We start from the raw sequence: 24,493 nt of genomic DNA on the forward strand, positions 1-24,493 counted from the left end.
GCAGGAGATAAACAATGAAAACGCTGCTGATTTTGGATAAATCACTGGGCCTGGCGAGAAGCCAACTGGTGAAGAACCTACTCGGCGCTGCCGCTGCGAAAGCAGGGGTGACGTTTACAGAACAGGCTAACGACGCTGAACTGGCGATCGTTCTGGGTGCATCCGCTGCGGCGGACAGCGCACTGAATGGCAAGCAGGTTTATGTCGGTGACATTGAGCTGGCTGTTTCGCAGCCGGAAGCCTTTTTGGCAAAGGCGCGGGCTGAAGCAACGACGTATCAGGCTGTCGCGTCAGCTTCCGTTCAGCAACCCGCTGCTGCCAAGCGCATTGTTGCCGTAACGGCGTGTCCGACTGGCGTCGCGCACACGTTTATGGCAGCAGAAGCGATTGAAAGTGAAGCTAAAAAACGCGGCTGGTGGGTTAAAGTGGAAACGCGCGGCTCCGTTGGCGCGGGCAACGCGATTACCCCAGAAGAAGTGGAACAGGCCGATCTGGTGATCGTTGCTGCGGATATTGAAGTCGATCTGGCGAAGTTTGCGGGCAAGAAGATGTATCGCACTTCTACAGGGCTGGCGCTGAAGAAAACGGCGCAGGAGCTGGATAAAGCACAGGCTGAAGCGAAAGTGTATCAGCCGTCTGGGCAAACCAATGCCTCAAGCGCGAGCGAGTCTGCTCAGAAAGGCGGAACGGGTCCTTATCGTCACCTGCTGACCGGCGTATCCTATATGCTGCCGATGGTGGTGGCGGGTGGTCTGTGTATCGCCCTGTCGTTTGTCTTTGGTATTGAGGCCTTTAAACAGGAAGGTACGCTGGCCGCGGCGCTGATGAAGATCGGTGGCGGTTCTGCCTTCGCACTGATGGTGCCAGTGCTGGCGGGCTATATCGCTTTCTCCATTGCGGATCGTCCGGGATTAACGCCGGGTCTGGTTGGCGGGATGTTAGCGGTGAGTACGGGTGCGGGCTTCCTCGGTGGGATCATCGCGGGTTTTCTGGCCGGTTATGTGGCCAAAGCGATCAACAATAAGCTGATCCTGCCGCAAAGTCTGACGGCGCTAAAACCGATTCTGATCATTCCGCTATTTGCTACGCTGATCACCGGTCTTATCATGATTTATGTCGTCGGTACGCCGGTGGCGAAAATCCTGACTGGCCTGACAGGCTGGCTGCAATCCATGGGCACGGCGAATGCGGTGATTCTGGGTGCGATCCTGGGTGCGATGATGTGTACGGACATGGGCGGGCCGGTTAACAAAGTGGCTTACGTCTTCGGTACGACCTTGCTCAGTAGCCAGATTTACGCACCGATGGCCGCCGTTATGGCAGCCGGTATGGTGCCACCGCTGGCAATGGGTCTGGCGACCGTGCTGGCAAGCAAGAAATTCAACCCGACCGAACGTGAAGGCGGTAAAGCGGCGTTTGTACTGGGCCTGTGCTTTATTTCCGAAGGGGCGATTCCTTACGCGGCGCGTGATCCAATGCGCGTTCTGCCTTGCTGTATCATCGGTGGCGCACTGACTGGTGCACTGTCGATGGCGGTGGGCGCTAAGCTGATGGCACCACACGGTGGTCTGTTCGTGCTGTTGATTCCTGGCGCGATTACCCCGGTTATTGGCTACCTGTTAGCGATCATTGCGGGAACCGCAGTGGCTGGCGTGCTGTACGCGCTGCTGAAACGCTCTGATGAACAACTGGCGAAAGTCGCGTAAGTCTGATTATCGTCATTAAAAAATCATGCCATAACACAAGGATGTGGATGAGATAGCGCCAGTTGGGTAAACCAACTGGCGCTTTTTACTATTATGGAGTCAAGAAGCTAACTAGCGCTGCGCTTCGGATTTGAGCCAGGCGATTTCGTCAGCCCAGATATCAGGGTTGATCGTTTCCAGAATCATCGGGATGCCGTCAAAACGGGCATCTTTCATGATATAGCTGAAAGCGGTTTTGCCAATATTGCCTTCCCCTAGGCTATGGTGTCGGTCAACACGGCTGCCGAACGCGCTTTTGGCATCATTCAAATGCATTCCGCGCAGATAGCGAAACCCAACAATGCGATCGAATTCAGCGAAAGTGGCTTCGCAATCGGCTTCTGTCCGCAGGTCATAGCCACCGGCGAAAGCGTGGCAGGTATCGATACAGACGCCGACGCGGCCTTTATCTTCTACGCCGTCGATGATGGCTGCCAGATGCTCAAAGCGGAAACCCAAATTACTGCCTTGCCCGGCGGTATTCTCAATCACGGCGGTGACGCCATCCGTTTCCGCCAGCGCGATATTGATAGACTCGGCGATACGTGCCAGACAGTCCGTTTCCTTTATCTGTTTCAGATGGCTGCCGGGGTGAAAATTCAGCAGGCTTAGCCCAAGCTGCTGGCAGCGGGACATTTCATCAATAAACGCGCTGCGAGATTTCTCCAGCGCTTCGGCGTCCGGGTGACCCAGATTAATCAGATAGCTATCGTGGGGCAGAATCTGTGCTGGCGTATAGGCGTACTGCTCACAGGCGGTTTTAAAACGGTCGATGACCTCTGTACTGAGCGGCGCGGCCTGCCATTGGCGCTGATTCTTGGTAAATAAAGCGAAAGCCGTCGCTTGTATCTCATGTGCGCGAATCACGGCCTGATCGACTCCGCCAGATGCGCTAACGTGCGCCCCGATGTATTTCATGTTGGTCTCCTCTGATAACGGAGACATTATGCAGGTTAATGAGACGTTAACAGGTAAATAATTTATCGTTAGCCGAATAAATGTTCGAAGAACAGATTAATGCCCGCACCGCCAACGACCAGCCAGAGAAACAGAACAAGTGCCAGCAGCAGCGGCTTTGCACCTGCCTGACGAATGGCACTAAATCGGGTCGTCAGCCCCAGCGCAACCATTGCCATGGTCAGCAGAATATTATTAAGTTGAACTAACTGCGTGACGAGTGTCGGAGAGAGGAGTGAGAAAGAGTTGAAGGCGGCAACGGCGATAAACCCCAGAGCAAACCACGGAAACATCAGTGGAATCGCGTCTTCCGCGTCACTTTTTTGCGTCGCTTTTTTCAGGTAAAACCCAAGAATGAGAAGGAAAGGGGCCAGCATCATCACGCGCAGCATTTTGCTGATGACGGCGATGTTCTCTGTTGCACCATCAATGGCATGTCCTGCGGCAACAACCTGAGCGACTTCGTGTATCGTTGAGCCAAAGTACAGGCCGACAATCTGTGGTGTGATGTCAATCCAGTGATGATCGAGATTGAGCTGATAGAGCCACGGATACAAAAACATCGCCGTCGTACCGAAAATCACCACGGTGGAAACGGCGACGGCAATGGCGTTGCTGGACGCTTTGACAACGGGGGCTGTTGCCATGATCGCCGCCGCACCGCAGATGCTGCTGCCAGCGCCGATGAGCATTACGGTTTCATCGTCGAGTTTCAGCCAGCGTTTGCCTATCCAGCAGGCGAGTAGAAACGTCAACGTGACGACGGTAAGATCGACCGCGACACCGGTAAAGCCAACGGCAGCAACCTGCTGAAAGCTGAGGCGAAAACCATAAAGTATGATGCCCCAGCGCAGTAAATGCTGTTTGGCCCACTGCACGCCCGGATCGCACAGAGGATGAAGACGCGGATAAACGCTGTTTCCCAGAACGATCCCAATCAGGATCGCCAATGTCAGTGAACCGGGTCCCCAATGGGCGATTTTCGGAATATTTGCCAGCCAGAGGAGCGAAAAAGTTATTAAACTTACTAACAGCAGACCGGGCAATCGCGCTTTTGCTCCATCGGGTGGGGCTATCGTAGGTAATGTCGCAGGAAGAGCCATGGATTTAGTGCCTATTCTGACCGTACCGAAAATTGAGAAGCCAGCTTATAATCCACAAGATTAAAAGAGAAATTGATTATATATTTATAACCTATAAGTATTTTAGATAAAGAGCGCACTATGCATATCACGTTACGTCAACTGGAAGTCTTTGCCGAAGTCCTGAAAAGCGGTTCAACGACACAGGCCTCCGTTGTGCTTGCCCTGTCTCAATCGGCCGTCAGCGCGGCTCTGGCGGATTTAGAAGGGCAGTTGGGTGTTCAACTTTTCGATCGCGTGGGCAAGCGTCTGGTGGTTAATGAACATGGCCGCCTGTTGTACCCCAAAGCGCTGGCATTACTTGAACAGTCAATGGAAATTGAACAGCTTTTCCGCCGTGATAATGGGGCGCTGCGCATTTATGCCAGCAGTACTATCGGCAACTACCTGCTGCCCGCGATGATTGCCCGCTATCGCCATGACTACCCTGATATACCGCTGGAACTTCATGTAGGCAATACGAAAGATGTGATCACCCGGGTGTCTGAATTCAGTGTTGACCTGGGGTTGATCGAAGGGCCTTGCCATCATCCTGATTTGATTACGCAGCCCTGGCTGGAAGATGAACTGGTGGTGTTTTGTTCTCCCGACCATCCGCTCAGCCGGGGTACGGTATCATTAGCGGCGCTGGCAGATGCACATTGGATCCTGCGTGAACGAGGTTCAGGCACGCGTGAGGTGTTGGATCATCTGCTACTGACACACCTATCGCATTTTCATTTGGTGATGGAATTAGGCAACTCGGAGGCGATTAAACATGCGGTTCGCCACGGGATTGGTATCAGTTGCCTGTCACGACATGTGATTGCCGAACAGCTAGCGTCAGGTTCGCTGGTGGAACTGAAGGTGCCGCTGCCTAAACTCACGCGGACGCTGTATCTGGTACATCACCGGCAGAAACATCTGTCAAATGTGCTGCAACGTTTCCTGAGTTATTGCTGTGAAACGCCATAGCGAAAATATTTTCTGCTGCTAATAATCGGACGTGAGTTATTAAGCTCTCTTATAACTCGACGATCTTAACTATCCCGCACAACGCGATTTGCTACAATCCCGCCTCGATTTTTAGCACGAGCACGCGGGATGACAATGGCTCAGCACGATATTCAACAAACTACACAGGGCGCACCGACCCTGCGCCGTGAACTGAAAGCACGGCATTTAACGATGATCGCCATTGGCGGATCGATTGGCACCGGATTATTTGTCGCGTCTGGTGCGACGGTTTCACAAGCAGGCCCGGGTGGCGCACTGTTGTCTTATGCCCTGATTGGCCTGATGGTTTACTTCCTGATGACCAGCCTGGGTGAACTGGCGGCGTTCATGCCAGTTTCCGGTTCATTCTCCAGCTATGGTTCCCGTTATGTAGAAGAAGGATTCGGCTTCGCGCTGGGCTGGAACTACTGGTACAACTGGGCGGTGACCATCGCGGTCGATCTGGTGGCGGCGCAACTGGTGATGGGATATTGGTTCCCAGAGGTGTCCGGCTGGATCTGGAGTGCGCTGTTCCTGGCGCTGATGTTCCTGCTTAACTACATTTCCGTGAAAGGGTTTGGCGAGGCGGAATACTGGTTCTCACTGATTAAAGTGGCGACGGTCATCATTTTTATCGCCGTTGGCGTGATGATGATTACGGGCATCATGAGCGGTGCGGAAAATGCCGGATTCCACAACTGGGAAATTGGCGATGCGCCGTTTGCCGGTGGCTTCTCTGCCATGATAGGTGTGGCGATGATCGTGGGCTTCTCTTTTCAGGGAACGGAACTGATCGGCGTGGCGGCAGGGGAATCTCAGGAGCCAAGCAAAAACATTCCGCGTGCCATCCGTCAGGTTTTCTGGCGTATCCTGCTGTTCTACATCTTCGCGATTCTGATTATCAGCTTAATCATTCCCTATACCGATCCGAACCTGCTGCGTAATGACGTCAAAGACATTACGGTAAGCCCGTTCACGCTGGTGTTTGAGAACGCGGGCCTGCTGTCTGCTGCTGCGGTGATGAATGCGGTCATCCTGACCGCGGTGCTGTCGGCGGGTAACTCGGGGATGTACGCCTCTACGCGTATGTTGTTTACGCTGGCATCGGAAGGCAAAGCGCCGCGCATGTTCGCTAAGCTGTCAAAAGGCGGTGTACCGCGTAATGCGCTGTATGCCACCACTGTAGTAGCGGCACTGTGTTTCCTGTCTTCTTTGTATGGCAATCAAACGGTTTATCTGTGGCTACTGAATACGTCGGGTATGACCGGCTTTATCGCCTGGTTGGGGATCGCTATTAGCCATTATCGCTTCCGTCGCGGGTACGTTATGCAGGGGCATGATCTGAACCGCCTGCCTTATCAATCAAGTTTCTTCCCGTTGGGGCCGATATTTGCGTTTGTGCTCTGCTTGATTATCACTTTGGGACAGAACTATCAGGCGTTTCTGCAAGACAAAATCGACTGGTATGGCGTGACGGCAACGTACATCGGTATTCCGCTGTTCCTGCTGATTTGGTTCGGCTACAAGCTGTGCCGTGGAACGCGTTTTATCAAATATCAGGATATGACGTACCCCGATCATAAAGACTAAAGTGTAAGCGCGTGGTTAACTATCGCTGCTTTTTACTTTAGCGTATCGCCTTTCACGCCGCTGATGACATGTGATCAGCGGCGTTTTTATTTGATAAAACTATCACTTTTATATCAAATATTTTGAGTTTAATTATTCTTGTAAAGTCCTTCCTGACCGTTTTCATTCTTCCTGGTAAGTGCTTTCGTGCTACGAAAACTGGCATTTCTAAACCGTAGTTAAACGAAATAAATAATGCTAATACTTATCATTTACGTTTAAATGCATTCCTTTACACTCTTTCCTGCAAAAAAACTCAATAAAATAACGAGGAATCATGAAAGCAAATTCTCTGATTAATCTCAAGAATGCAGTAGCACTGGCTCTGGCGGCAACAGCAACAAATGTCGCGATAGCGGCAGATAGTGATGATGTTTTAGTTGTCACCGCGAGTGGTTATGAGAAAAAGTTAACGAACGCACCTGCATCGATTTCTGTCATTAGTGAAGAGGCGCTTTCCCAGAAAAACTATCACGATCTGGGAGAAGCGTTAAGTGGCGTGGAAGGGGTTGATGTGCGCAGCGGTACGGGTAAAACGGGTGGTCTGGACATCAGTATTCGTGGTATGCCGAGCAGTTATACCCTGATTCTAATCGATGGAGTACGTCAGAATGCCAGTGGAGATACAACGCCGAACGGTTTTGACACCATGAATACGGCGGTGATGCCGCCATTGTCAGCCATTGAACGTATTGAAGTGATCCGTGGGCCTATGTCGACGCTGTATGGTTCTGATGCGATTGGCGGTGTGGTCAACATTATTACGAAGAAAAACAGTAAACAGTGGAGTGGCAGCGTTAATCTGTCACATACGGTGCAAGAACACCGTAAATGGGGTGACAGCTCAACGCTGGGGTTCTATACCTCCGGCCCGTTGGTGAACGATCAATTTAGTTTGGCATTGCGCGGTAATGTGGAGCATCGTCAGGGATCAAGCGTCACCTCACTGAGCGGGACGGGTGACACGCGTGTTCCGTTCCCGACCAAGACTGATAACTACACTGTCGGTGGGAAACTGAGCTTTAAAACCAGCGAAGCGAATACCCTGTGGATTGATGGCGATGTGTCACGTCAGACTTACGATAACCGCAGTAGCCAACTGGGCCCGATTGGTGTTAGTGGCGGTGGATACCGCGATGAATTGCGCTTTGAGCGTAATAAACTGGCAATTGGCCATGACACCGACCTCTCGTTTGGTCGTTGGAGCTCAAATTTGTCATATGCAGTGACCGAGAACAAGGGGCGACTGCTAACACCACGCGTATTGAATACCGCCAATGCAAGCCTGTCTGGTCGCGACCGCGAGCTGAAGAATACCAACACTATTTTCGATACGATGCTCGTGTCGCCAATCGGGGAGGATCATCTGCTAACGGTTGGTGGGCAATTCTGGGATTCACGCCTTAAAGATGGCATTGTGTTGGCAAACAGCGGTGAAACGTTTGAACAAAAAAGCTGGTCACTGTATGCAGAAGACGACTGGCAGCTACTCGATCCGTTGTCACTGACGTTAGGTGCCCGCTATGAGAAACATGATAGCTTCGGTGGACATGTTAGCCCGCGTGCCTATCTGGTATGGAATGTCGCGGATGACTGGACGGTAAAAGGTGGTGTGAGTACCGGATACAAAACGCCTTCTCTTGCGCAATTGCATAATGGTGTCAGTGGCGTAGCCAGAAATGGCGCTGCAACGACCATCGGCAACCCAAATCTCAAGCCTGAAGAAAGCACCAATTTTGAGACGGGGGTGTATTATGAAAACGATGCGAATGTAAAAGCGAATATCACAGGATTCGTGAACCATTATAAAAATGCGATTGACTCGGTTGAACTCAATAGCTCAACGAGCACGTATCGCAATATTGGCAAAGCCAGAACACAAGGTGTGGAACTCGCGACATCTTTCCCAGTATTCGTGCCGGATGTCACTCTGGCGCTGAACTACACCTATACGCATAGTGAACAAATCGGTGGAAAGAATCCTGGCGCAGCATTGACAACGACGGCCAAACACATGGCGAATGCCCGTTTGAACTGGCAGATCGATGAGCAATGGAATAGCTGGTTGGCAGCGGAATACCGAGCGAAGACACCACGTTTCACTGCCAATTATGCGAATCTGAATACGGCTCAAAAATTGGTGTATGACGATCGTGGTGCCGACCTGAAATCCTGGACGGTAGTGAATCTGGGCACTTCGTATAAAGTAACGAAGGATGTTACGCTGAACGGCACGGTAAACAATCTATTGGATAAGGACTTCTCTCAAGTACAGCGCTATGAGTCAACTGATAGCTCATATTATGCGGGTGATTACTTCGGAAACAGTGCTTTTACGACAGGTTATGTAATGCCAGGACGTAATTACTGGTTATCAGTTAACGTCAACTTCTGATGCAACATCTCCCCGGAATGTCAAATGTGTTCCGGGGAGGATGCCCTCCGCTCGCTTTCCCTTTCCAGCCACATAGCACCCTTTCTACGGTTTTTTTCGCACAGTTATGCCTTCTGATTAACGACGGGATTCGTCATCATCCTTTATTGCCGCCATCTCTTTGCTGATGACATGGGAGTAATACGCAACTATCCGCGGTGTTTCATTGTTTTTGTGATATTTCTGAATATCGTCGCTAACAACGTCGATGAATGGAATTCATTATATTAGGTATTGTTAATTGCTTTAATGCTGACTACGCTTCACCTTACGGAGTGATGGATTCCCGATGAGGCAGGAAGTGTAACGTTATTAATACGTTCGTTGTCTTGTGTCGTACAGAGAATTTAATTCATTATTTTTGTATGAGAATACCTGTCGTGATTGCCGATTGCGGAGCACTCGATATCTGCAATCGGCAGTCAGTGTATGAATAGCAACCAGGGCACGATGATGTTAAAAATTACCTTTTTGGATAAAGGCTCACTGCCTGAAACCATTTTCCTGAAAAAGACGAGTTTTAGGCGGCCCCAATGTCGCCATGAATGGATTGAATATAACCACACCTCGCCCGATCACGTTATCGCCCGAGCAAAAGACACCCACGTTATCATCACGAATAAAACCCTATTAACGCGAGACACCCTGGCCGCGTTGCCTGAGTTGAAGCTGATTGCCGTGACGGCAACGGGAACCGACAATATCGATCTTGCTGCGGCCAAAGAGCTGGGTATCACGGTCAAAAATGTACCGGGCTACTCAGCGCAGGCGGTATCCGAACACGTGATAGCCATGATTTTCGCGCTAAAGCACAGCCTGATGGCGTGGTATCGCGATCAACTGAGCGATCGTTGGGCCAGCCAGTCGCAGTTTGCTTATTTTGATCATCCCGTCAAAGACATTGCGGGCGCGACGCTGGGCATCATTGGGGCCGGTACGATTGGGCGGGAGGTTGCACGTCTGGCTCAGGCGCTGGGGATGAAGGTGATTTTTGCCGAGCACCGAGGGGCCGCACAGTGTCGTGCCGGCTATCTGCCGTTTGAAGACGTTCTGCGGCTGGCGAATGTGATTTCACTCAACTGCCCGCTCAATACAAGTACGCAGCATCTGATTAATGCGGAGACGCTCGCGCTGTGTAAGCCCACCGCGTTTATTATTAACACCGCCAGAGGCGGATTGATTGATGAACACGCGCTGGCAGAGGCATTACAGCAGCGCATCATCGCCGGCGCAGCGCTGGACTGCCTGACGCAGGAACCACCGCAAAAAGACAATCCATTGATGGTCGCGGCGAAAACCCTGCCGAACCTTTTGATTACGCCGCATATCGCCTGGACGTCTGCGTCATCGCTGCAACTACTGATGGAAAAGACGATTGAAAATATTGATGAGTATGCTCAGCAGAACGGATACAAATAAGCTGTAGTTTGATTTCGCAGGATGCGGTTTGATTTCGTAGGATATAGTTTGATTTCGCCGGGTATAAAGGAATATTGCCCGGCAGCGAAAATATGATATTCATCAATTTTAATTGATTACTAAAATTGAACGTTTCATCAGATTGAATCTTTTGTCATCGATTATCTGCGCCAGACGCATTATATCCGTGAAGGAATATCTCCACTCAGGAATGAAAGATTTCTGCGAGAGAATGAAAATGCTTCACATCAAACCTAAAGCGAAACGTTATTATTTGTGATTATTCTGATTACTCTCTTTGTTGTGTGAGGGAATATTTATTTCTTAATAATAACGGGAGTGAATAATAAAACGGATGTGGTGATATATTTTTGTGGGATAAATCCGACTTAATGACGGAGGGTTGTCGTGGGCTGAGTAGTGAATCCGCCCCGAATCCAGATACACGGGGCGGAAGTTAGTGTGAATCAGCGTTTCTGGATATACGTCATTGCCAGCGCGAGTGCCAGAACCAGACCTTTAATGATATCCATGGCATAGTAAGGCACGGAAAGCATTACCAGCCCATTCTGTAAGACGCCAAGAATAACGGCACCGAGCAACGTACCCAGTGCGTTCGGTTTACCGGATCCTGCCAGCGAGAAACCGATGTAGGCAGCGGCAACGGCATCCATCAAATAGCCGCCACCGGCATTGACCTGAGAAGAGCCGATGCGTGATGCCAGTAAAATGCCGCCCAGCGCCGCAAGTAATGAAGAGAACACGTACGCTTGTACTCGATAACGCGCCGTGCGAATCCCTGCCAGTCTTGCCGCCTCGGGGTTGCCGCCGATGGCGTACATCCGGCGACCGTGTTTGGTGAGGGACAGGTACAACTGCACCAGTACCGTTACCGCCAGCATGATGACGACAATGACCGGTACCTGGCCCAGTGTGGCAAAGAACTCAGGAATGATGCCCTCCGCCATCTCTCCGCTGGGCAACACCATGTTCTGCGTGATGGAGCCGCCATAGCTGTACGTCATCGCAACGCCCTGAATGACGAACAGGCTGGCAAGCGTCGCCAGCATATCGGGAATCTTCAGCACGACGATGAGGAAAGCGTTGAATAGCCCGACCAGCGTACACAGCAGTAGCGTCAGAATGATCGCACCTGTAGTGCCGAATCCGTACCAGACAAACAGCGAGATAACCAGCGCGTTGGCTAGCGAGGCGGTCGATCCCACGGAAAGGTCAAACCCGCCGACGGACAGCGAGATCGAGACACCAATGGCAATCACTGTGACGATAGCGATAGAGCGCAGAATATTGATGATGTTATAGGGATCGAGAAAGTTATCCGAGGCCAATCCGAAGAGGGCAATCAGCGCGACAACCGTGATCAACATGCCCCATTTATAGAGAAACTCGAAAACGTGGTGACGGAAGGGGAGCGCCCCGTTAGATGAAAGTGGGTGACTCACGCGGGAGTTCCTCCAGTTGAATATAAAAGTAGGGTTTCTTCGTCAATTTCGGCGGCACTCAGCTCTGCGACGATGCGGCCATCCCAGAGCACGCAGATGCGATCGCAGAGTCCGACCAGTTCGGAAAACTCGCCCGAGGCATAAATAATGCCTTTTCCCTGACGGGCGAGGCCGTCAATCAGCGTGAACAAGTCCTGTTTGGCCTTGATATCCACGCCTTTGGTGGGTTCGTCAAAAATCAGCACCTGTGCTTCACTGCGTAGCCACTTGCCGATCGCCACTTTCTGCTGATTCCCACCCGACAGACGCGCCAGCTTTTGTGCCGGGCCGGTGGTGCGAACCGCAAGCTGTTCAACGATCCGTTTCGCCCAGCTCACTGCCTTACTGCGGCTGAAGAAACCCCAGCGGGAAAAACTGTCGGTGGCCGTGATGCTCAGATTCATGGTGACGGATTCATCAATAAAAATGCCTTCTTTGCGCCGCTCTTCAGGAACCAGCGCCAGACCCTGTTCGACGGACTGGTGTGGCGAATGTGGTCGCCAGGGTTTGCCGCGATATTCGCCTTGTGCGATCTGGCAGGGTTCCGCACCGAACAGCGCCTTACACAGCTCGGTTTTCCCTGCGCCCGCCAGCCCGGCAATGCCCAGAATTTCCCCTTTGCGTAGCGTAAGAGAAATATTGTGCAGCAGCGTTTCGTCGTGCAAACCCGTGACCTGAAGCAGCGTCTCGTCAGTAGGTGCAGTGCGTCGCGGTGGGAAAATGTCATCAAGCCGATGCCCCAGCATTCTCTCCACGATCTCTTCGCCGCTAAGCCCTTGCATTGCGCCGCTGCTGACAAATTCGCCGTCACGCAGCACGGTCAACGTATCGCAGATCTCACTCAGCTCATGAATACGGTGGGAAATAAACACGATCCCGATGCCGTCGGCCTGTAAACGGCGCACGACCTGAAAGAGTCGTGCACTTTCAGCCTGATCCAACGGGGCCGTGGGTTCATCTAAAATCAGGAAGCGGCATTCGTGTGACAAGGCGCGGGCGAGCAGAATTTGCTGCTTCTCGGCCAGCGAACAGGTATCCAGTCGCTGACGAACATTCAGGTGAACGCCAAGCTGATCGAGCAGCGTCTGCGCCTGACGGTATATCTGCGACCAGCTCAGCAGATGCCCATCCTGCGCCAGCGTATCCAACATAATGTTTTCCGCCACGGACAGGGTGGGAACCAGCGCGGCATCGACTTCCTGCTGTACCAGATGAATACCGTACTGCTTGGCATCACGCGGTGAATGGACGTCGACCTGCTTGCCATTAATCAGAATATCGCCCTGATAGTGATCGTAAGCGCCTGATAAGATCGTCATTAGCGTGGATTTACCCGCGCCGTTTGCGCCAGTCAGGGCATGAATCGAACCACCTTCCAGTGTGAAATTAACCTGCTTGAGGGCGTGGAAACCAGAAAAGGAGATGGAAATATTGTGCATTTCCAGTCGGCTTTGGGGGGTAGGAATCATGGTCGGTAACGCTCTTGGCGGTCAGGTCATGAAATAACGGAAAAGAAAGGTAGCACATATCTCAGAGCATTTAATACAGCTTCAAGTGTTTGAGCCGGTTTGGCTATGAACGAAAAAGTATAAATTAAGCAAAAAAGTTCTTAATCTGCCGCAAGCAAGTGAATAAGATGGGATTATCAACAGGGTAGCGCAGCATATTCGGCTGTCAAAAAAACATACGATAAGAGCCGTGCTCAAGAAAGGGCGCGGCGAGGAAGATTCAAACATGCACACAACGGCAGTCCGCGTACAGGTTGGTCCCGCCAACTATTTTTCTTTCTCTGGCGCTATCGATAAGCTGCTGGATTTTTATCCGCCGGAGGCGCTGAAAAACGCACTGTGGATCTACGGTGAGCGGGCGATGGCTGCGGCGCGGCCGTATTTGCCCGCCGAATTCGATGCGCCTTCAGCCCGACGCGTTCAGTTTGGCGCGCATTGCAGTGAGGGGGAAGTCGCAAAACTGGTGGCACAGGCGGGCGATAACTGTCAGGTTGTTATTGGCGTCGGCGGTGGGGCGGTGCTGGATACCGCGAAGGTCGCGGCGCGCCACATTGGCGTGCCGCTGGTGGCGATTCCGACTATTGCGGCGACTTGTGCGGCCTGGACGCCGCTGTCCGTCTGGTATAACGATGCCGGACAGGCGCTGCGCTTCGAGATTTTCACCGATGCTAACCATCTGGTGCTGGTGGAGCCGCGGATTTTGCTGGCAGCGCCGGTGGAATACCTGCTGGCTGGCGTCGGTGATACCTTGGCGAAATGGTATGAAGCCGTCGTCCTTAGCCCTCAGCCAGAAACGCTGCCGCTTTCTGTCCGACTGGGCTTACAGGCTGCACTGGATATCCGCAATGTGTTGCTGCAACAAAGTGAGGCGGCACTGGAAGCTGTCAAACATGGTGAACTGACGCAGGACTTTCTGGATGTGGTCGATGCGATCATTGCTGGCGGCGGCATGGTTGGCGGGTTGGGTGAGCGTTACACGCGTGTGGCAGCGGCGCATGCGGTTCATAACGGTTTGACGGTGTTGCCGCAAACGGAACGCTTCCTGCATGGTACTAAAGTGGCTTATGGCATTCTGGTGCAGAGTGCTTTGCTGGGGGATCGTGAGACGCTGCGTCAACTGAAGGCGGCATTTAAGGCATTCGGTTTGCCAACCTCACTGGCCGCGCTGGATGTAGATATTCACGATCGCGCGTCGCTTCAGGCTGTTATTGCCCGCACCTTGCAGGAGGGGGAATCCATTCATTATCTGCCGTTGGTACTGAATGAAGACGTTCTGCTGGCGGCTTTTAATACCGTTGAGTTTGCCGAAGAATAAATCGGTGGTAAGAAAAGGGCGGAGAGTACCTTCCGCCCTTAAAGATGATTTTTATTTTTAAAAACAGCGTGTTATAGTTAAATGGCTATTGTGTTTTCTCGTAAGGGAATGAATTTTTGATGTAGCTGGCGTAGTAACGGTACTTCGTCTTGCTGGCCATCAGCTCTTCATAAATCATGCGTGCTACGCCGCTGTAGAGATAGATGCTCCCATTTAGCAATTCGACTTCCAATTGGCTTTTTTCTGCATCGTATCCGACGGAAAACAATTCTGTTGATGAAACGCGTTTTCTCTGCAAAATTAATCACTCCCAACGTGTCAATGCCGCATCCTGACGGTATACCACCCTCTTTCGAGTTCTCTAGCTATATTGTGTTATAACCTTAAGAATAGTGTTATAGCTCGAAATATATCGCGGGTAAACAGCAGCATATCGTTATTAGATCATGAATAATCAGTAAACGCTCACAGAATTCTATCTCTGTCGTTCCTCTAACGGTTTGTTGTTTATCGCTGATAAGATGATGGCCTTATTGTTTCGTTAATCCTGAGCGATAGCCCGTTGAAAAGCAGGCTGGCTCTCTATCCGCTCAATGTATTGCTGGATATGCGGATAGCGGCTGAAATCCAGACGCGTTTTCGCCAGCACCAGCGGGACGGCCATTTGTATATCGGCACCGCTGAGCGACTCTCCTGCAAACCAGTCTTTTGTGCTCAAATGCTGTTCGATGAACTGAAGTTGCGTCGTTAGCCTCGGCACAATAAAAGCCTGTTCGATACTGTGCACAATTTTTCGTGCCACGGGGCGGACGAAGAATGGCATTGGCGCGGACTCTGTTTTCGCTAATACCAAACGCATCACCAGCAACTGCATGAGCGATCCTTCAGCAAAATGTAACCAGAAGCGATAGTCCAATAGCGCTTGTCCGCTCTGCGGACGAAGCCTGCCGTTGCCGTAAGTCTCAATCAGGTATTCCACAATCGCCCCGGATTCGGCAACCGTGAGGTCACCATCGGTAATGACCGGTGATTTACCTAGCGGGTGGATTTGTTTGAGCGATGCGTGAGCACTAAACGTTTTTGGGTCACGCGTGTAGCGAATGATTTCATAATCAACGCCCAGTTCTTCCAACAGCCAGGTCACGCGGGTCGAACGGGATTTTTCGAGGTGATGAACGTGTATCATCAAGGTTTCCTTTTTTTCTTTTTTTATCCGTCATGCTGCACGCGGTAGGCGCGTTCATGTTGTTCAGGGATTATGACGATTGGGAGAGAAAACGCGCTCAGGAGATTCCTGAGCGCGGCGCTCAACGAGGTAAGCATAGCACTATTATTCGGACAGCTAGTCTTCCAATAAATAGCGGGCGTGAAAGCGCAGGTGATCCTCGATGAAACTGGCGATGAAGAAATAGCTGTGGTCATAGCCAGACTGTGTCCGCAGCGTCAGCGGCCAGTCATACTGGCTTGCCAGCGCTTCCAGCTTCGCCGGTTGCAACTGATCGGGGAGGAACTGATCGCAATCGCCCTGATCGACCAGCATCGGCAGCTTCTTCTGGCTATTTGCCAGTAAATGGCAGCTGTCATACTGCAACCACTGCGTTTCATCCTCGCCGAGATAGGCAGTCAGCGCCTTGCGTCCCCAGGGAACCTGACTTGGGTTAACGATCGGTGCGAACGCCGATGCAGACAGGAATTTTTCCGGGTTGCGTAGCGCCAGCATCAGCGCGCCGTGTCCGCCCATCGAATGCCCGCTGATGGACTGACGACTATTCACGTTAAAATGCTGCTGAATCAGTGCTGGCAGTTCACTGCTGATGTAGTCATACATCCGGTAGTGTGCCGACCAAGGCGCCTGCGTGGCATTCACGTAGAACCCTGCACCCTGACCCAAATCGTACCCTGCATCGTTCGCTACGCCATCGCCGCGTGGGCTGGTATCCGGCATGACCAGCACCAGACCCAGCTCGGAAGCAATGCGCTGCGCGCCCGCTTTTGTCGTAAAATTTTCGTCGTTGCAGGTTAACCCGGACAGCCAGTAAAGCACGGGCGGCGGTGTATCATCCTGCGTCGGCGGCAGATAGATGCTGAACGTCATCGCGGTGTTCAGCGTGTCTGACACATGGCGGTAGCGCTGTTGCCAGCCGCCAAACATACGGTGTTCTTCCAGCAGTTCCAGTGATGAAGTCATCGCTGTACAGCCTCCTTTTTCTGTTCCTGACGGTGTGCAATTAACCGAAATGGATCACTGAGCGAATCGATTTGCCTTCGTGCATTAAATCGAATGCGGTGTTGATGTCATCCAGTCCCATGGTGTGGGTGATGAAATCATTCAGCGGGAACTCACCTTTCAGGTAACGATCGACAATGCCTGGCAGTTCGCTACGGCCTTTTACGCCTCCGAAGGCAGAACCGCGCCATACGCGACCGGTCACCAGTTGGAACGGACGAGTGGCGATTTCTTCGCCTGCACCTGCGACGCCGATGATGATGGATTCACCCCAGCCTTTATGACAGCACTCTAGCGCGGAACGCATGACATTGACGTTACCGATACACTCGAAGGAGAAGTCCACGCCGCCATCGGTCAGTTCAACGATGACGTCCTGAATCGGCTTATCGTAATCTTTCGGGTTGATCAGGTCGGTGGCACCCAGTTTACGCGCCAGATCGAATTTACTGGTGTTGAGATCGATCCCGATGATGCGTCCGGCACCCGCCATCTGCGCACCGATAATCGCCGACAAACCAATGCCGCCGAGACCGAAAATCGCAACCGTATCGCCCGCTTTCACTTTGGCGGTATTCAACACGGCACCCATACCGGTGGTGACGCCGCAGCCCAGTAGGCAAACTTCTTCCAGCGGTGCTTCTTTATTCACTTTCGCCAGCGAAATTTCAGGCACGACGGTGTGCTCTGCGAAGGTAGATGTGCCCATGTAATGGAAAATCGGCTGGCCATTTTTAGAGAAACGGGTGGTGCCGTCTGGCATCAGGCCTTTACCCTGCGTGGAACGAATCGCCTGACACAGGTTGGTTTTGCCGGAGCGACAGAATTTACATTCGCCACATTCTGGCGTGTAAAGCGGAATCACGTGATCGCCAACGGCAACGCTGGTGACGCCTTCCCCGATGGCTTCGACAATCCCGCCGCCTTCATGGCCAAGAATCGCCGGGAATACGCCTTCAGGATCTTTGCCCGACAGCGTGTAGGCATCCGTGTGGCACACGCCGGTTGCGACGATACGTACCAGGACTTCACCTTTCTGTGGTGGCATCAGATCCACTTCTTCAACCGACAGTGGCTGGTTGGGACCCCAGGCGATGGCGGCACGGGTTTTAATCATTTGCATGGTGGAGACTCCTAATGGCATTCCGTTATGGGTTGTAAATTGTATGAGAGGACGGGGTACTCATCGCTGTGTCGTCCTGTCTCGAAAAGGGTTACTCAGGGAAAATAAGGGTTATTCCTGCTGAGTAGGTGGTTCAATCATGCTGCACTGTTCAATAATGAGTTTTTTCAGCGCTTCAACATTGGGGCCGAAGGCGTCGCGCCGCCAGACGAGCCAGGTAGACGCGGTGGCGATGTCGAGCGGCAATTCATGTACCTGAACGCGCGCACCAGCGGGCAACGATTCAAGGACGGTATACGGGAGCATGGCGAGCCCAGCACCGCTGGCTACACAGGCAAGCATGGCATGGTATGAGTGAATTTCCATGATAGTACCGGGCACTACGCCATCTTGCTGGAACCAGCTCTCAAGGCGCTTTCGATAGGAACAACTGGGGCGGAAAGCAAACAGCGTATCGTGGCTGGCATCCCGCGCATGGCTAATCGGCGCGTGCGTCGTGTCGGATATCAGCACGAGTCGTTCCGTAAAGCATGAACAGCCATTCAGCTCATCGTAAACGACGGGGCCATCGACTAACGCTGCTGCCAGCGTTCCTGCACGTACGCGCTCAATGATTTCCCCGGAAGTACCGGTATTCAGAGACAGCGACACGCTGGGGTAACGCTGATGGTAAGCCGCTAATAGCGTAGGTAAACGGGTTGCCGCCGTGCTTTCCATTGAGCCTAGCGCGAAATTACCTGCGGGTTCGCCCGTACGCGTCATGCTGATCGCTTCTTCGCTAAGCGCCAGAATACGCTGGGCATAGCATAAGAAATTGTGCCCAATCGGTGACAGGCGCAGGCGCTGTTTCTCACGGATGAACAGGTCGGTACCCAATTCCTGTTCCAACTGGCGTAACCGCGTGGTCAGATTTGAGGGCACCCGATGAAGCTGTTCCGCGGCGCGTGCGACGGAGCCCGTTTCAGCAACGAGACAGAACATGCGGAGCTGGGTCAAATCCATATCTTTCTCTTTTTGTAATGAACTGGTGTTTGATTATTCATTTTTTGTGAAGTGTAGCGACAAGCTGCGCGTTTCGCAACTGGCTTAGGCCACATTGATGTGAACGTTACGTAAACCCGACGTGATGAAATGTGCGCTGAATGATGAAAATGACGGGCGTAATTATCATCAGAATTAATATTTTGGCTTAGAAAGAGATAAAACGATCACGACCTGAATTAATAGCTCCACAATCAACTTTATAACGAGTAGGGGCATATTTTTCAGAGAATAAGACCAGAATGGAAAATAAGAATAATCACAGGAAAATAAACCTGTGTTTTACCCTCGCACAATAGTGAAGCAGGAAGTAAATATATAATTAAAATAAATAGTTAAATGTATAAATAAATTATCGTATCAAAACAATAGCCAAAAACTATCGCAATATATTGTTTTGATCGCATTTACTAATGAAATGACGTAAAGTGCCTGCCAGAAGTGCCGATAATGTTAATGTATGGTAGGAATATCTTATCATTATTGTAAGGAAGTGTATCTTTTGGTCATTAAAGGAAAATAACTCTAACTAATGAGAGCATCTGCTTTTCATTAAATGACGTAACACCAGGCGTATTTCCAATTAAAAATGTGCAGCTATGTTGCAGAAAGCGCAGAGGAAAGTCGCCAGATAATTTATAGGAGTCTTCTGTGAATTTTTTTAAAAATATTACCATCAGGGCAATGCTTTTAACAATATTGGGTCTGTTTCTGGTTGTATGGGGAGGCGCGTCTTTCTTTACTACCACCTCATTAAGCAGCATGACCAAGTTATTAGAATCCGGTGAAACTCAACGTAAAAACGTAGAGATGCTGGCAAAAGGCAATGACCAATATTTTCGTACGGTTACTCGTGTCGTTCGCTCGATGGATTTCCAGCAAACGGGTGATGTCGCTGATGCGGAAAAAGTATTCACGTCTGCCACTGCGGCATTTAAAATCACGTCAGATCAACTGGCTGCTTTTAAAGCCGTTGAGCACGTCGGCGTTGATAAAGCAACCGTAGATAATATGATCGCCGCGTGGACCCAGCTACTGGATAACGGGTTGACGCCGATGCTGAATGCTGCGCGTGAGAATCGTCAGGAGGAGTTCCGTCAGCTTTTCCGTAAAACCTACCCGCCGTTGAGCGTGGCATTCGGCGCTAATATGGAGAAATACCAGACGGCGCTCCTTTCCTCGTCACAGGCGTCAATGAGCGAGGTCTATGGGCTGGCTAACTGGAGTAATCATATACTGTTGGGCGCGGCCATTCTTGGATTGCTCATCCTGCTGTTGACGGATCGCTATCTGGTTCACTACCTGGTTAAGCCGTTGAATATAATCAAAGGGTATTTTCAGTTGCTGGCTGCCGGGCAACTTAACCACCCGATTGACGAGTTTGGTCGTAACTGTGCCGGGCAGTTGATTCCTTATCTGAAAGAGATGCAGGGCAGTCTGGTTAATACGGTGTCCATTATCCGCGACAGCTCTGCCTCCATTCATCAGGGTTCCAGTGAAATCAAAAGCGGCAATAACGATTTGTCCGCACGTACCGAGCAGCAGGCTGCGGCACTGGAACAAACGGCCGCCAGTATGGAAGAGCTGAGTGCGACGGTGAAACAGAATGCTGATAACGTTCATCAGGCCACCAAGCTGGCGCAGGATGCTTCCGTTGCGGCGAAGAAAGGGGGCGACGTCACGGCAGATGTGATGGCGACGATGGCAAGCATTACGACCAGCTCGAAGAAAATTGCTGATATCACCAGCGTGATTAACGGCATTGCCTTCCAGACCAACATTCTGGCGTTGAACGCGGCAGTGGAAGCAGCCAGAGCCGGTGAACAAGGGCGTGGTTTTGCAGTGGTGGCGGGTGAAGTGCGTAATCTGGCGCAGCGCAGTGCTCAGGCGGCGAAAGAAATTGAAAGCCTGATTACGGAATCGGTTGAACGTATCAACACGGGGTCAAATCAGGTTACGCAAACTGGCGAAGCGATGGATTCCATCATTTCTGCCATCACCCGGGTGAACGACCTGATGGGGGAAATCGCATCGGCATCAGATGAGCAAAGCCGCGGTATTACTCAGATTGGTCAGGCGGTGACCGAGATGGATGGCGTGACACAGCAGAACGCCGCGCTGGTACAGGAGTCTGCCGCTGCCGCTGCATCGCTGGAAGATCAGGCTCGCCAGTTGACTGAGGCTGTATCGGTATTCCAGCTGTCGGCCGCAGAGGCGCATCGTCGCCCTCAGCAGCGTCTGGCAGAGAAAGCGCCAGCGGTGGAGAAGCCGATGTTATTAGCGGCCACAGGTGGTAGAAAAGGCAATGCTAACGACAACTGGGAAACCTTCTGATAGCCCTACGACACGCGGCGTCAGCGCGCTGACGCCTGCAAAAGTCAGATGATTTATCGCTAAAAGCACTGGGATTTTCCCGGTGCTTTTTTTGTTTATCAATGGAACATTGATGGCGGAATCGTGGTCTTCCTGTGCACAAGATTTCACCCCCCGTTACGGCACAGTGGTACACCCAATGCGGGTGATAACCTGAATCTATTTCAACAATCATGACGTACAATCACTGGATAATCGTAACTCTCTCAACTAGAGTGTTGACGGCGCTAGGGTCTGATCAAGGCCGTGATAGTGCGATAGGCATAGTTACACCTGCAGGAGAATAATAATGTCATCACTAAGTAAAGAAGCCGTTATGGTGCACGAAGCACTACTGGCACGCGGCCTGGAAACGCCGCTGCGCGGGGCGCTGTTGGATCGGGATACGCGTAAGCAACGTATTGCCGAGCATATGACGGAAATTATGAATTTGCTGAGTCTCGATTTGAGCGATGACAGTCTGGCTGAAACACCGACTCGTATCGCCAAAATGTACGTTGATGAAATATTCTCCGGCCTAGACTACGCCAATTTCCCCAAAATCACCATCATTGAAAACAAAATGAAGGTCGATGAAATGGTTACCGTGCGCGATATCACGCTGACCAGCACCTGCGAACACCATTTCGTGACGATCGATGGGAAAGCGACGGTGGCGTATATTCCGAAAGATGGCGTCATTGGGTTGTCGAAGCTCAACCGTATCGTCCAGTTTTTCTCTCAGCGCCCGCAAGTGCAGGAGCGCTTAACGCAGCAGATTCTCGTCGCGCTGCAAACGTTATTGGGAACCAATAACGTTGCCGTTTCGATCGATGCGGTGCATTACTGCGTGAAGGCGCGCGGTATTCGTGATGCGACCAGCGCCACAACTACGACATCGCTCGGCGGGCTGTTTAAATCCAGCCAGAACACGCGTCAGGAATTCCTGCGCGCGGTTCGCCACCACAATTAAGCCCGCTCTGATTGGTGATGATGAAGGAGTTCCCTCTCGTCATCGCCACATCGGCTATCGTCAAATCAGTAAGCATCTTCGCTTTTTCCCTTTCTGTGCATACAATCGCTACTTCGATGATTTGAAAATGTAATTTGTATGCCTTCTCACACTGTACCATCACCTCATTTGCCACTTTCGCGGCCACCTTCACGGATAGTTACGCTGGATTTCGCACGCGGCGTCGCCATCCTGGGTATTTTACTGCTGAATATTACGGCGTTTGGTTTACCGCATGCGGCATACCTCAATCCAGCCTGGCAAGGAGAAGCCACGTTGTCCGATGCCTTGACGTGGGCGGCGATGGATCTGCTGGCGCAAGCAAAATTCCTGACACTGTTTTCTCTCCTTTTTGGTGCGGGGCTACAGCTATTGCTGCCGCGAGGGAAACGCTGGGCACATGCGCGTCTTTTCTGGCTGATGATCATCGGGCTAATTCATGCCATTTTTCTGTGGGATGGTGACATTTTGCTCGACTATGCGCTGATAGGGTTGGTGTGTTACGGCATGATTCACCATGCAGAAAGCAGCCAGTTGCTAATGCGCTCGGGGGCGGTTCTGTATCTGGTGGGAATCGGCGTGCTGTTTGTACTGAGTCAGATTCTGAGCCTGCAACCGGGGCGATTCTGGCTGCCGGGTATGGCGGATGTCACCTACGAGGCTTATTGGCGGGCGTTAGGCGGGCCGGAAGCGTGGAGTAATCGCGTCGATCTGCTCACGGAAAGCCTGTTGTCGCTGGGCGTGCAGTACGGCTGGCTGCTGGCGGGATCGATGCTATTAGGCGCCGGGTTGATGCGCAGCGGCTGGCTGAAAGGGGAATTCAGCACGGCGCACTATCGTAAGGTGGCACTGTGGTTGATTCCGCTGGGTGTGGCGATTAACAGTATCGGCGTGGTGGGGCAGTGGCTGGTGGACTGGGAATATCGCTGGAGCGGGCTGTTATTGCAAATTCCACGCGAGCTGAGTTCACCCTTGCAGGCGATAGGTTATCTGGCGTTTTGCTACGGTTTTTGGGGCACGCTGTGCCAATGGCGCATCACGTACTGGATTACGGATGTTGGGCGCATGGCGTTAACCAACTATTTGCTACAAACGCTGATTTGTGTGCTGCTGTTTAACCAGCTCGGTCTGTTTATGGCTTTCAGCCGCCTGCAATTGTTGGCGCTGGTTCCCATTATCTGGATCGCCAATCTGGTCTTTTCTCACTACTGGCTGCGCTATTTCCGTCAGGGACCGTTGGAATGGCTATGGCGCAAACTCACCCATGCGATAGGGAAAACCGAGTAGAACAAGCCCCTAAGGTGCGGCGTGCTCGTTCTGCGGTTTGGATTCGGGCTCGGTTTTCGCTGGTTGGTCAGGTTTAGCCTGATGAACGGGCGAGGGCAGCACCTGCTCCGGCAGAACGGCAGGATAATCCGGGGCATCTTCTGGAATGGTATGTTCTGCGGGAATCGGCACCTGCGGCCCTAAAAAGCGCGGTTCGCGTTTGAGGATATACAGATCGAACAGCGCACCCAAACGAGCGCCAAACTCACGAACCCGCACGGTCATCATATTTTTGGGCGAAGGCACGGCGTAACACTGCGCCTGAATCCCGAGGTGCAGCGCAATGAATAGCGCGCGTTCGCAGTGGAAACGTTGGGTGATGATGGTGAAATCGTTGGTATCAAACACCTTGCGTGTTCTGACGATGGAATCCAGCGTGCGGAACCCCGCATAGTCGAGCACGATATCCGAAGGCGGAACGCCCGCGGCGATCAAATCGCGACGCATTGTCATCGGTTCATTGTAGCTTTGCAGCGCGTTGTCGCCGCTGAGAAGCAGATAGCTGACTTTACCGCTGTTGTAAGCGTTAATCGTCCCTTGCATACGGAACAGATAATATTGGTTGATCACGCCGGTGCGGTAGTATTTCGCCGTCCCCAATACGACGCCAACCTGACGCTTTGGCAAGGTCTGAAGTTCATCGTAAATAAATGGCGCAGTTTTCCAGCTGATCCAACGATCGAGGGCAAAAGCAGAGAGCAGCAGCACGCCAATGAGGGCTAACAAACCGAATGTCAGGCGTTTCCACATGCTTATGCCTCGGGTAAGGCTAGTCGACTAATCATG

At 51.8% G+C, this 24,493-nt stretch carries 19 protein-coding genes; 9 read left to right on the plus strand and 10 right to left on the minus strand.

The genetic code is table 11. The features are described from left to right. Window positions 1-14 precede the first annotated feature (14 nt). A complete protein-coding gene (gene fruA, locus LCF41_RS09175; RefSeq protein WP_225087786.1) occupies window positions 15-1,706 on the plus strand; it encodes a PTS fructose transporter subunit IIBC in 1,692 nt (563 codons plus the stop codon). Between the two features lie 111 nt (window positions 1,707-1,817). Here the strand turns inward: fruA and nfo are convergent, their stop codons facing one another. Next, a complete protein-coding gene (nfo, locus tag LCF41_RS09180; protein ID WP_225087787.1) occupies window positions 1,818-2,663 on the minus strand; it encodes a deoxyribonuclease IV in 846 nt (281 codons plus the stop codon). Window positions 2,664-2,731: 68 nt separating this feature from the next. Continuing rightward, window positions 2,732-3,805 carry a YeiH family protein gene (locus tag LCF41_RS09185; RefSeq protein ID WP_225087788.1) on the minus strand — a complete coding sequence of 358 codons (1,074 nt, stop codon included), beginning with the start codon at window positions 3,803-3,805 and terminating at the stop codon, window positions 2,732-2,734. A gap of 120 nt (window positions 3,806-3,925) precedes the next feature. Between LCF41_RS09185 and yieE the strand changes: the two genes are divergently transcribed. The 4 genes from yieE (at window position 3,926) to LCF41_RS09205 (ending at window position 10,301) form a co-directional block, all read left to right on the plus strand. After that, complete coding sequence (yieE, locus tag LCF41_RS09190) at window positions 3,926-4,798, plus strand: DNA-binding transcriptional regulator YeiE (protein WP_225087789.1); 873 nt, start codon at window positions 3,926-3,928, stop codon at window positions 4,796-4,798. Between the two features lie 135 nt (window positions 4,799-4,933). Continuing rightward, window positions 4,934-6,409, plus strand: a complete 1,476-nt coding sequence (locus tag LCF41_RS09195) for an amino acid permease (protein ID WP_225087790.1) — start codon at window positions 4,934-4,936, stop codon at window positions 6,407-6,409. Window positions 6,410-6,725: 316 nt separating this feature from the next. Further along, window positions 6,726-8,843: a TonB-dependent receptor gene (locus LCF41_RS09200; protein WP_225087791.1), complete on the plus strand. Its 2,118-nt coding sequence runs from the start codon at window positions 6,726-6,728 to the stop codon at window positions 8,841-8,843. Window positions 8,844-9,311: 468 nt separating this feature from the next. Next, the gene (locus tag LCF41_RS09205; protein ID WP_225087792.1) at window positions 9,312-10,301 is read left to right on the plus strand and encodes a 2-hydroxyacid dehydrogenase; all 990 of its coding nucleotides are present in this window, start codon (window positions 9,312-9,314) and stop codon (window positions 10,299-10,301) included. Window positions 10,302-10,768: 467 nt separating this feature from the next. Here LCF41_RS09205 and LCF41_RS09210 read toward each other — a convergent pair whose 3' ends face one another. Continuing rightward, window positions 10,769-11,689 (minus strand): ABC transporter permease, encoded by a 921-nt coding sequence (locus tag LCF41_RS09210; protein WP_225088129.1) that lies wholly within the window; start codon window positions 11,687-11,689, stop codon window positions 10,769-10,771. 71 nt (window positions 11,690-11,760) lie between these two features. Then, entirely contained in the window at window positions 11,761-13,272 is a 1,512-nt protein-coding gene (locus tag LCF41_RS09215; protein WP_225087793.1) for a sugar ABC transporter ATP-binding protein, read from the minus strand. A gap of 265 nt (window positions 13,273-13,537) precedes the next feature. Between LCF41_RS09215 and LCF41_RS09220 the strand changes: the two genes are divergently transcribed. Then, window positions 13,538-14,626, plus strand: a complete 1,089-nt coding sequence (locus tag LCF41_RS09220; RefSeq protein ID WP_225087795.1) for an oxidoreductase — start codon at window positions 13,538-13,540, stop codon at window positions 14,624-14,626. Window positions 14,627-14,711: 85 nt separating this feature from the next. Here the strand turns inward: LCF41_RS09220 and LCF41_RS09225 are convergent, their stop codons facing one another. From LCF41_RS09225 to ptrR, 5 genes are all read right to left on the minus strand, one after another. Next, window positions 14,712-14,924: a KTSC domain-containing protein gene (locus LCF41_RS09225; protein ID WP_039350901.1), complete on the minus strand. Its 213-nt coding sequence runs from the start codon at window positions 14,922-14,924 to the stop codon at window positions 14,712-14,714. Between the two features lie 243 nt (window positions 14,925-15,167). Continuing rightward, complete coding sequence (locus tag LCF41_RS09230) at window positions 15,168-15,812, minus strand: glutathione S-transferase family protein (protein WP_225087796.1); 645 nt, start codon at window positions 15,810-15,812, stop codon at window positions 15,168-15,170. 156 nt (window positions 15,813-15,968) lie between these two features. Further along, window positions 15,969-16,814 (minus strand): S-formylglutathione hydrolase, encoded by an 846-nt coding sequence (gene fghA / locus LCF41_RS09235; RefSeq protein WP_284144954.1) that lies wholly within the window; start codon window positions 16,812-16,814, stop codon window positions 15,969-15,971. Between the two features lie 40 nt (window positions 16,815-16,854). Then, window positions 16,855-17,976 carry an S-(hydroxymethyl)glutathione dehydrogenase/class III alcohol dehydrogenase gene (locus tag LCF41_RS09240; RefSeq protein WP_161529211.1) on the minus strand — a complete coding sequence of 374 codons (1,122 nt, stop codon included), beginning with the start codon at window positions 17,974-17,976 and terminating at the stop codon, window positions 16,855-16,857. 111 nt (window positions 17,977-18,087) lie between these two features. Next, the gene (gene ptrR / locus LCF41_RS09245) at window positions 18,088-18,978 is read right to left on the minus strand and encodes a putrescine utilization regulator PtrR (RefSeq protein ID WP_225087797.1); all 891 of its coding nucleotides are present in this window, start codon (window positions 18,976-18,978) and stop codon (window positions 18,088-18,090) included. Between the two features lie 690 nt (window positions 18,979-19,668). On the opposite strand from ptrR, the gene LCF41_RS09250 reads away from it, so the two are divergent. From LCF41_RS09250 to yeiB, 3 genes are all read left to right on the plus strand, one after another. Continuing rightward, entirely contained in the window at window positions 19,669-21,351 is a 1,683-nt protein-coding gene (locus LCF41_RS09250; RefSeq protein ID WP_225087798.1) for a methyl-accepting chemotaxis protein, read from the plus strand. Window positions 21,352-21,679: 328 nt separating this feature from the next. Next, on the plus strand, window positions 21,680-22,342 hold the full coding sequence (gene folE / locus LCF41_RS09255; RefSeq protein ID WP_005967317.1) for a GTP cyclohydrolase I FolE: 663 nt from the start codon (window positions 21,680-21,682) through the stop codon (window positions 22,340-22,342). Window positions 22,343-22,480: 138 nt separating this feature from the next. Then, the gene (gene yeiB / locus LCF41_RS09260) at window positions 22,481-23,668 is read left to right on the plus strand and encodes a DUF418 domain-containing protein YeiB (protein ID WP_225087800.1); all 1,188 of its coding nucleotides are present in this window, start codon (window positions 22,481-22,483) and stop codon (window positions 23,666-23,668) included. Window positions 23,669-23,677: 9 nt separating this feature from the next. On the opposite strand, the gene sanA is transcribed toward yeiB, so the two are convergent. Beyond that, entirely contained in the window at window positions 23,678-24,457 is a 780-nt protein-coding gene (sanA, locus tag LCF41_RS09265; protein WP_225087801.1) for an outer membrane permeability protein SanA, read from the minus strand. Window positions 24,458-24,493 lie beyond the last annotated feature (36 nt).

Source organism: Pectobacterium colocasium (assembly GCF_020181655.1).
Taxonomy (GTDB): Bacteria; Pseudomonadota; Gammaproteobacteria; order Enterobacterales; family Enterobacteriaceae; genus Pectobacterium; species Pectobacterium colocasium.

Coding starts and splice junctions, on each gene's coding strand:
- yieE (WP_225087789.1), top strand. CDS start 3,926: ATGCATATCACGTTACGTCAACTGGAAGTCTTTGCCGAAGTCCTGAAA.
- fruA (WP_225087786.1), top strand. CDS start 15: ATGAAAACGCTGCTGATTTTGGATAAATCACTGGGCCTGGCGAGAAGC.
- LCF41_RS09205 (WP_225087792.1), top strand. CDS start 9,312: ATGAATAGCAACCAGGGCACGATGATGTTAAAAATTACCTTTTTGGAT.
- ptrR (WP_225087797.1), bottom strand. CDS start 18,978: ATGGATTTGACCCAGCTCCGCATGTTCTGTCTCGTTGCTGAAACGGGC.
- LCF41_RS09240 (WP_161529211.1), bottom strand. CDS start 17,976: ATGCAAATGATTAAAACCCGTGCCGCCATCGCCTGGGGTCCCAACCAG.
- yeiB (WP_225087800.1), top strand. CDS start 22,481: ATGCCTTCTCACACTGTACCATCACCTCATTTGCCACTTTCGCGGCCA.
- LCF41_RS09195 (WP_225087790.1), top strand. CDS start 4,934: ATGGCTCAGCACGATATTCAACAAACTACACAGGGCGCACCGACCCTG.
- LCF41_RS09220 (WP_225087795.1), top strand. CDS start 13,538: ATGCACACAACGGCAGTCCGCGTACAGGTTGGTCCCGCCAACTATTTT.
- folE (WP_005967317.1), top strand. CDS start 21,680: ATGTCATCACTAAGTAAAGAAGCCGTTATGGTGCACGAAGCACTACTG.
- LCF41_RS09230 (WP_225087796.1), bottom strand. CDS start 15,812: ATGATACACGTTCATCACCTCGAAAAATCCCGTTCGACCCGCGTGACC.
- nfo (WP_225087787.1), bottom strand. CDS start 2,663: ATGAAATACATCGGGGCGCACGTTAGCGCATCTGGCGGAGTCGATCAG.
- LCF41_RS09210 (WP_225088129.1), bottom strand. CDS start 11,689: ATGTTGATCACGGTTGTCGCGCTGATTGCCCTCTTCGGATTGGCCTCG.
- fghA (WP_284144954.1), bottom strand. CDS start 16,814: ATGACTTCATCACTGGAACTGCTGGAAGAACACCGTATGTTTGGCGGC.
- LCF41_RS09215 (WP_225087793.1), bottom strand. CDS start 13,272: ATGATTCCTACCCCCCAAAGCCGACTGGAAATGCACAATATTTCCATC.
- sanA (WP_225087801.1), bottom strand. CDS start 24,457: ATGTGGAAACGCCTGACATTCGGTTTGTTAGCCCTCATTGGCGTGCTG.
- LCF41_RS09185 (WP_225087788.1), bottom strand. CDS start 3,805: ATGGCTCTTCCTGCGACATTACCTACGATAGCCCCACCCGATGGAGCA.
- LCF41_RS09200 (WP_225087791.1), top strand. CDS start 6,726: ATGAAAGCAAATTCTCTGATTAATCTCAAGAATGCAGTAGCACTGGCT.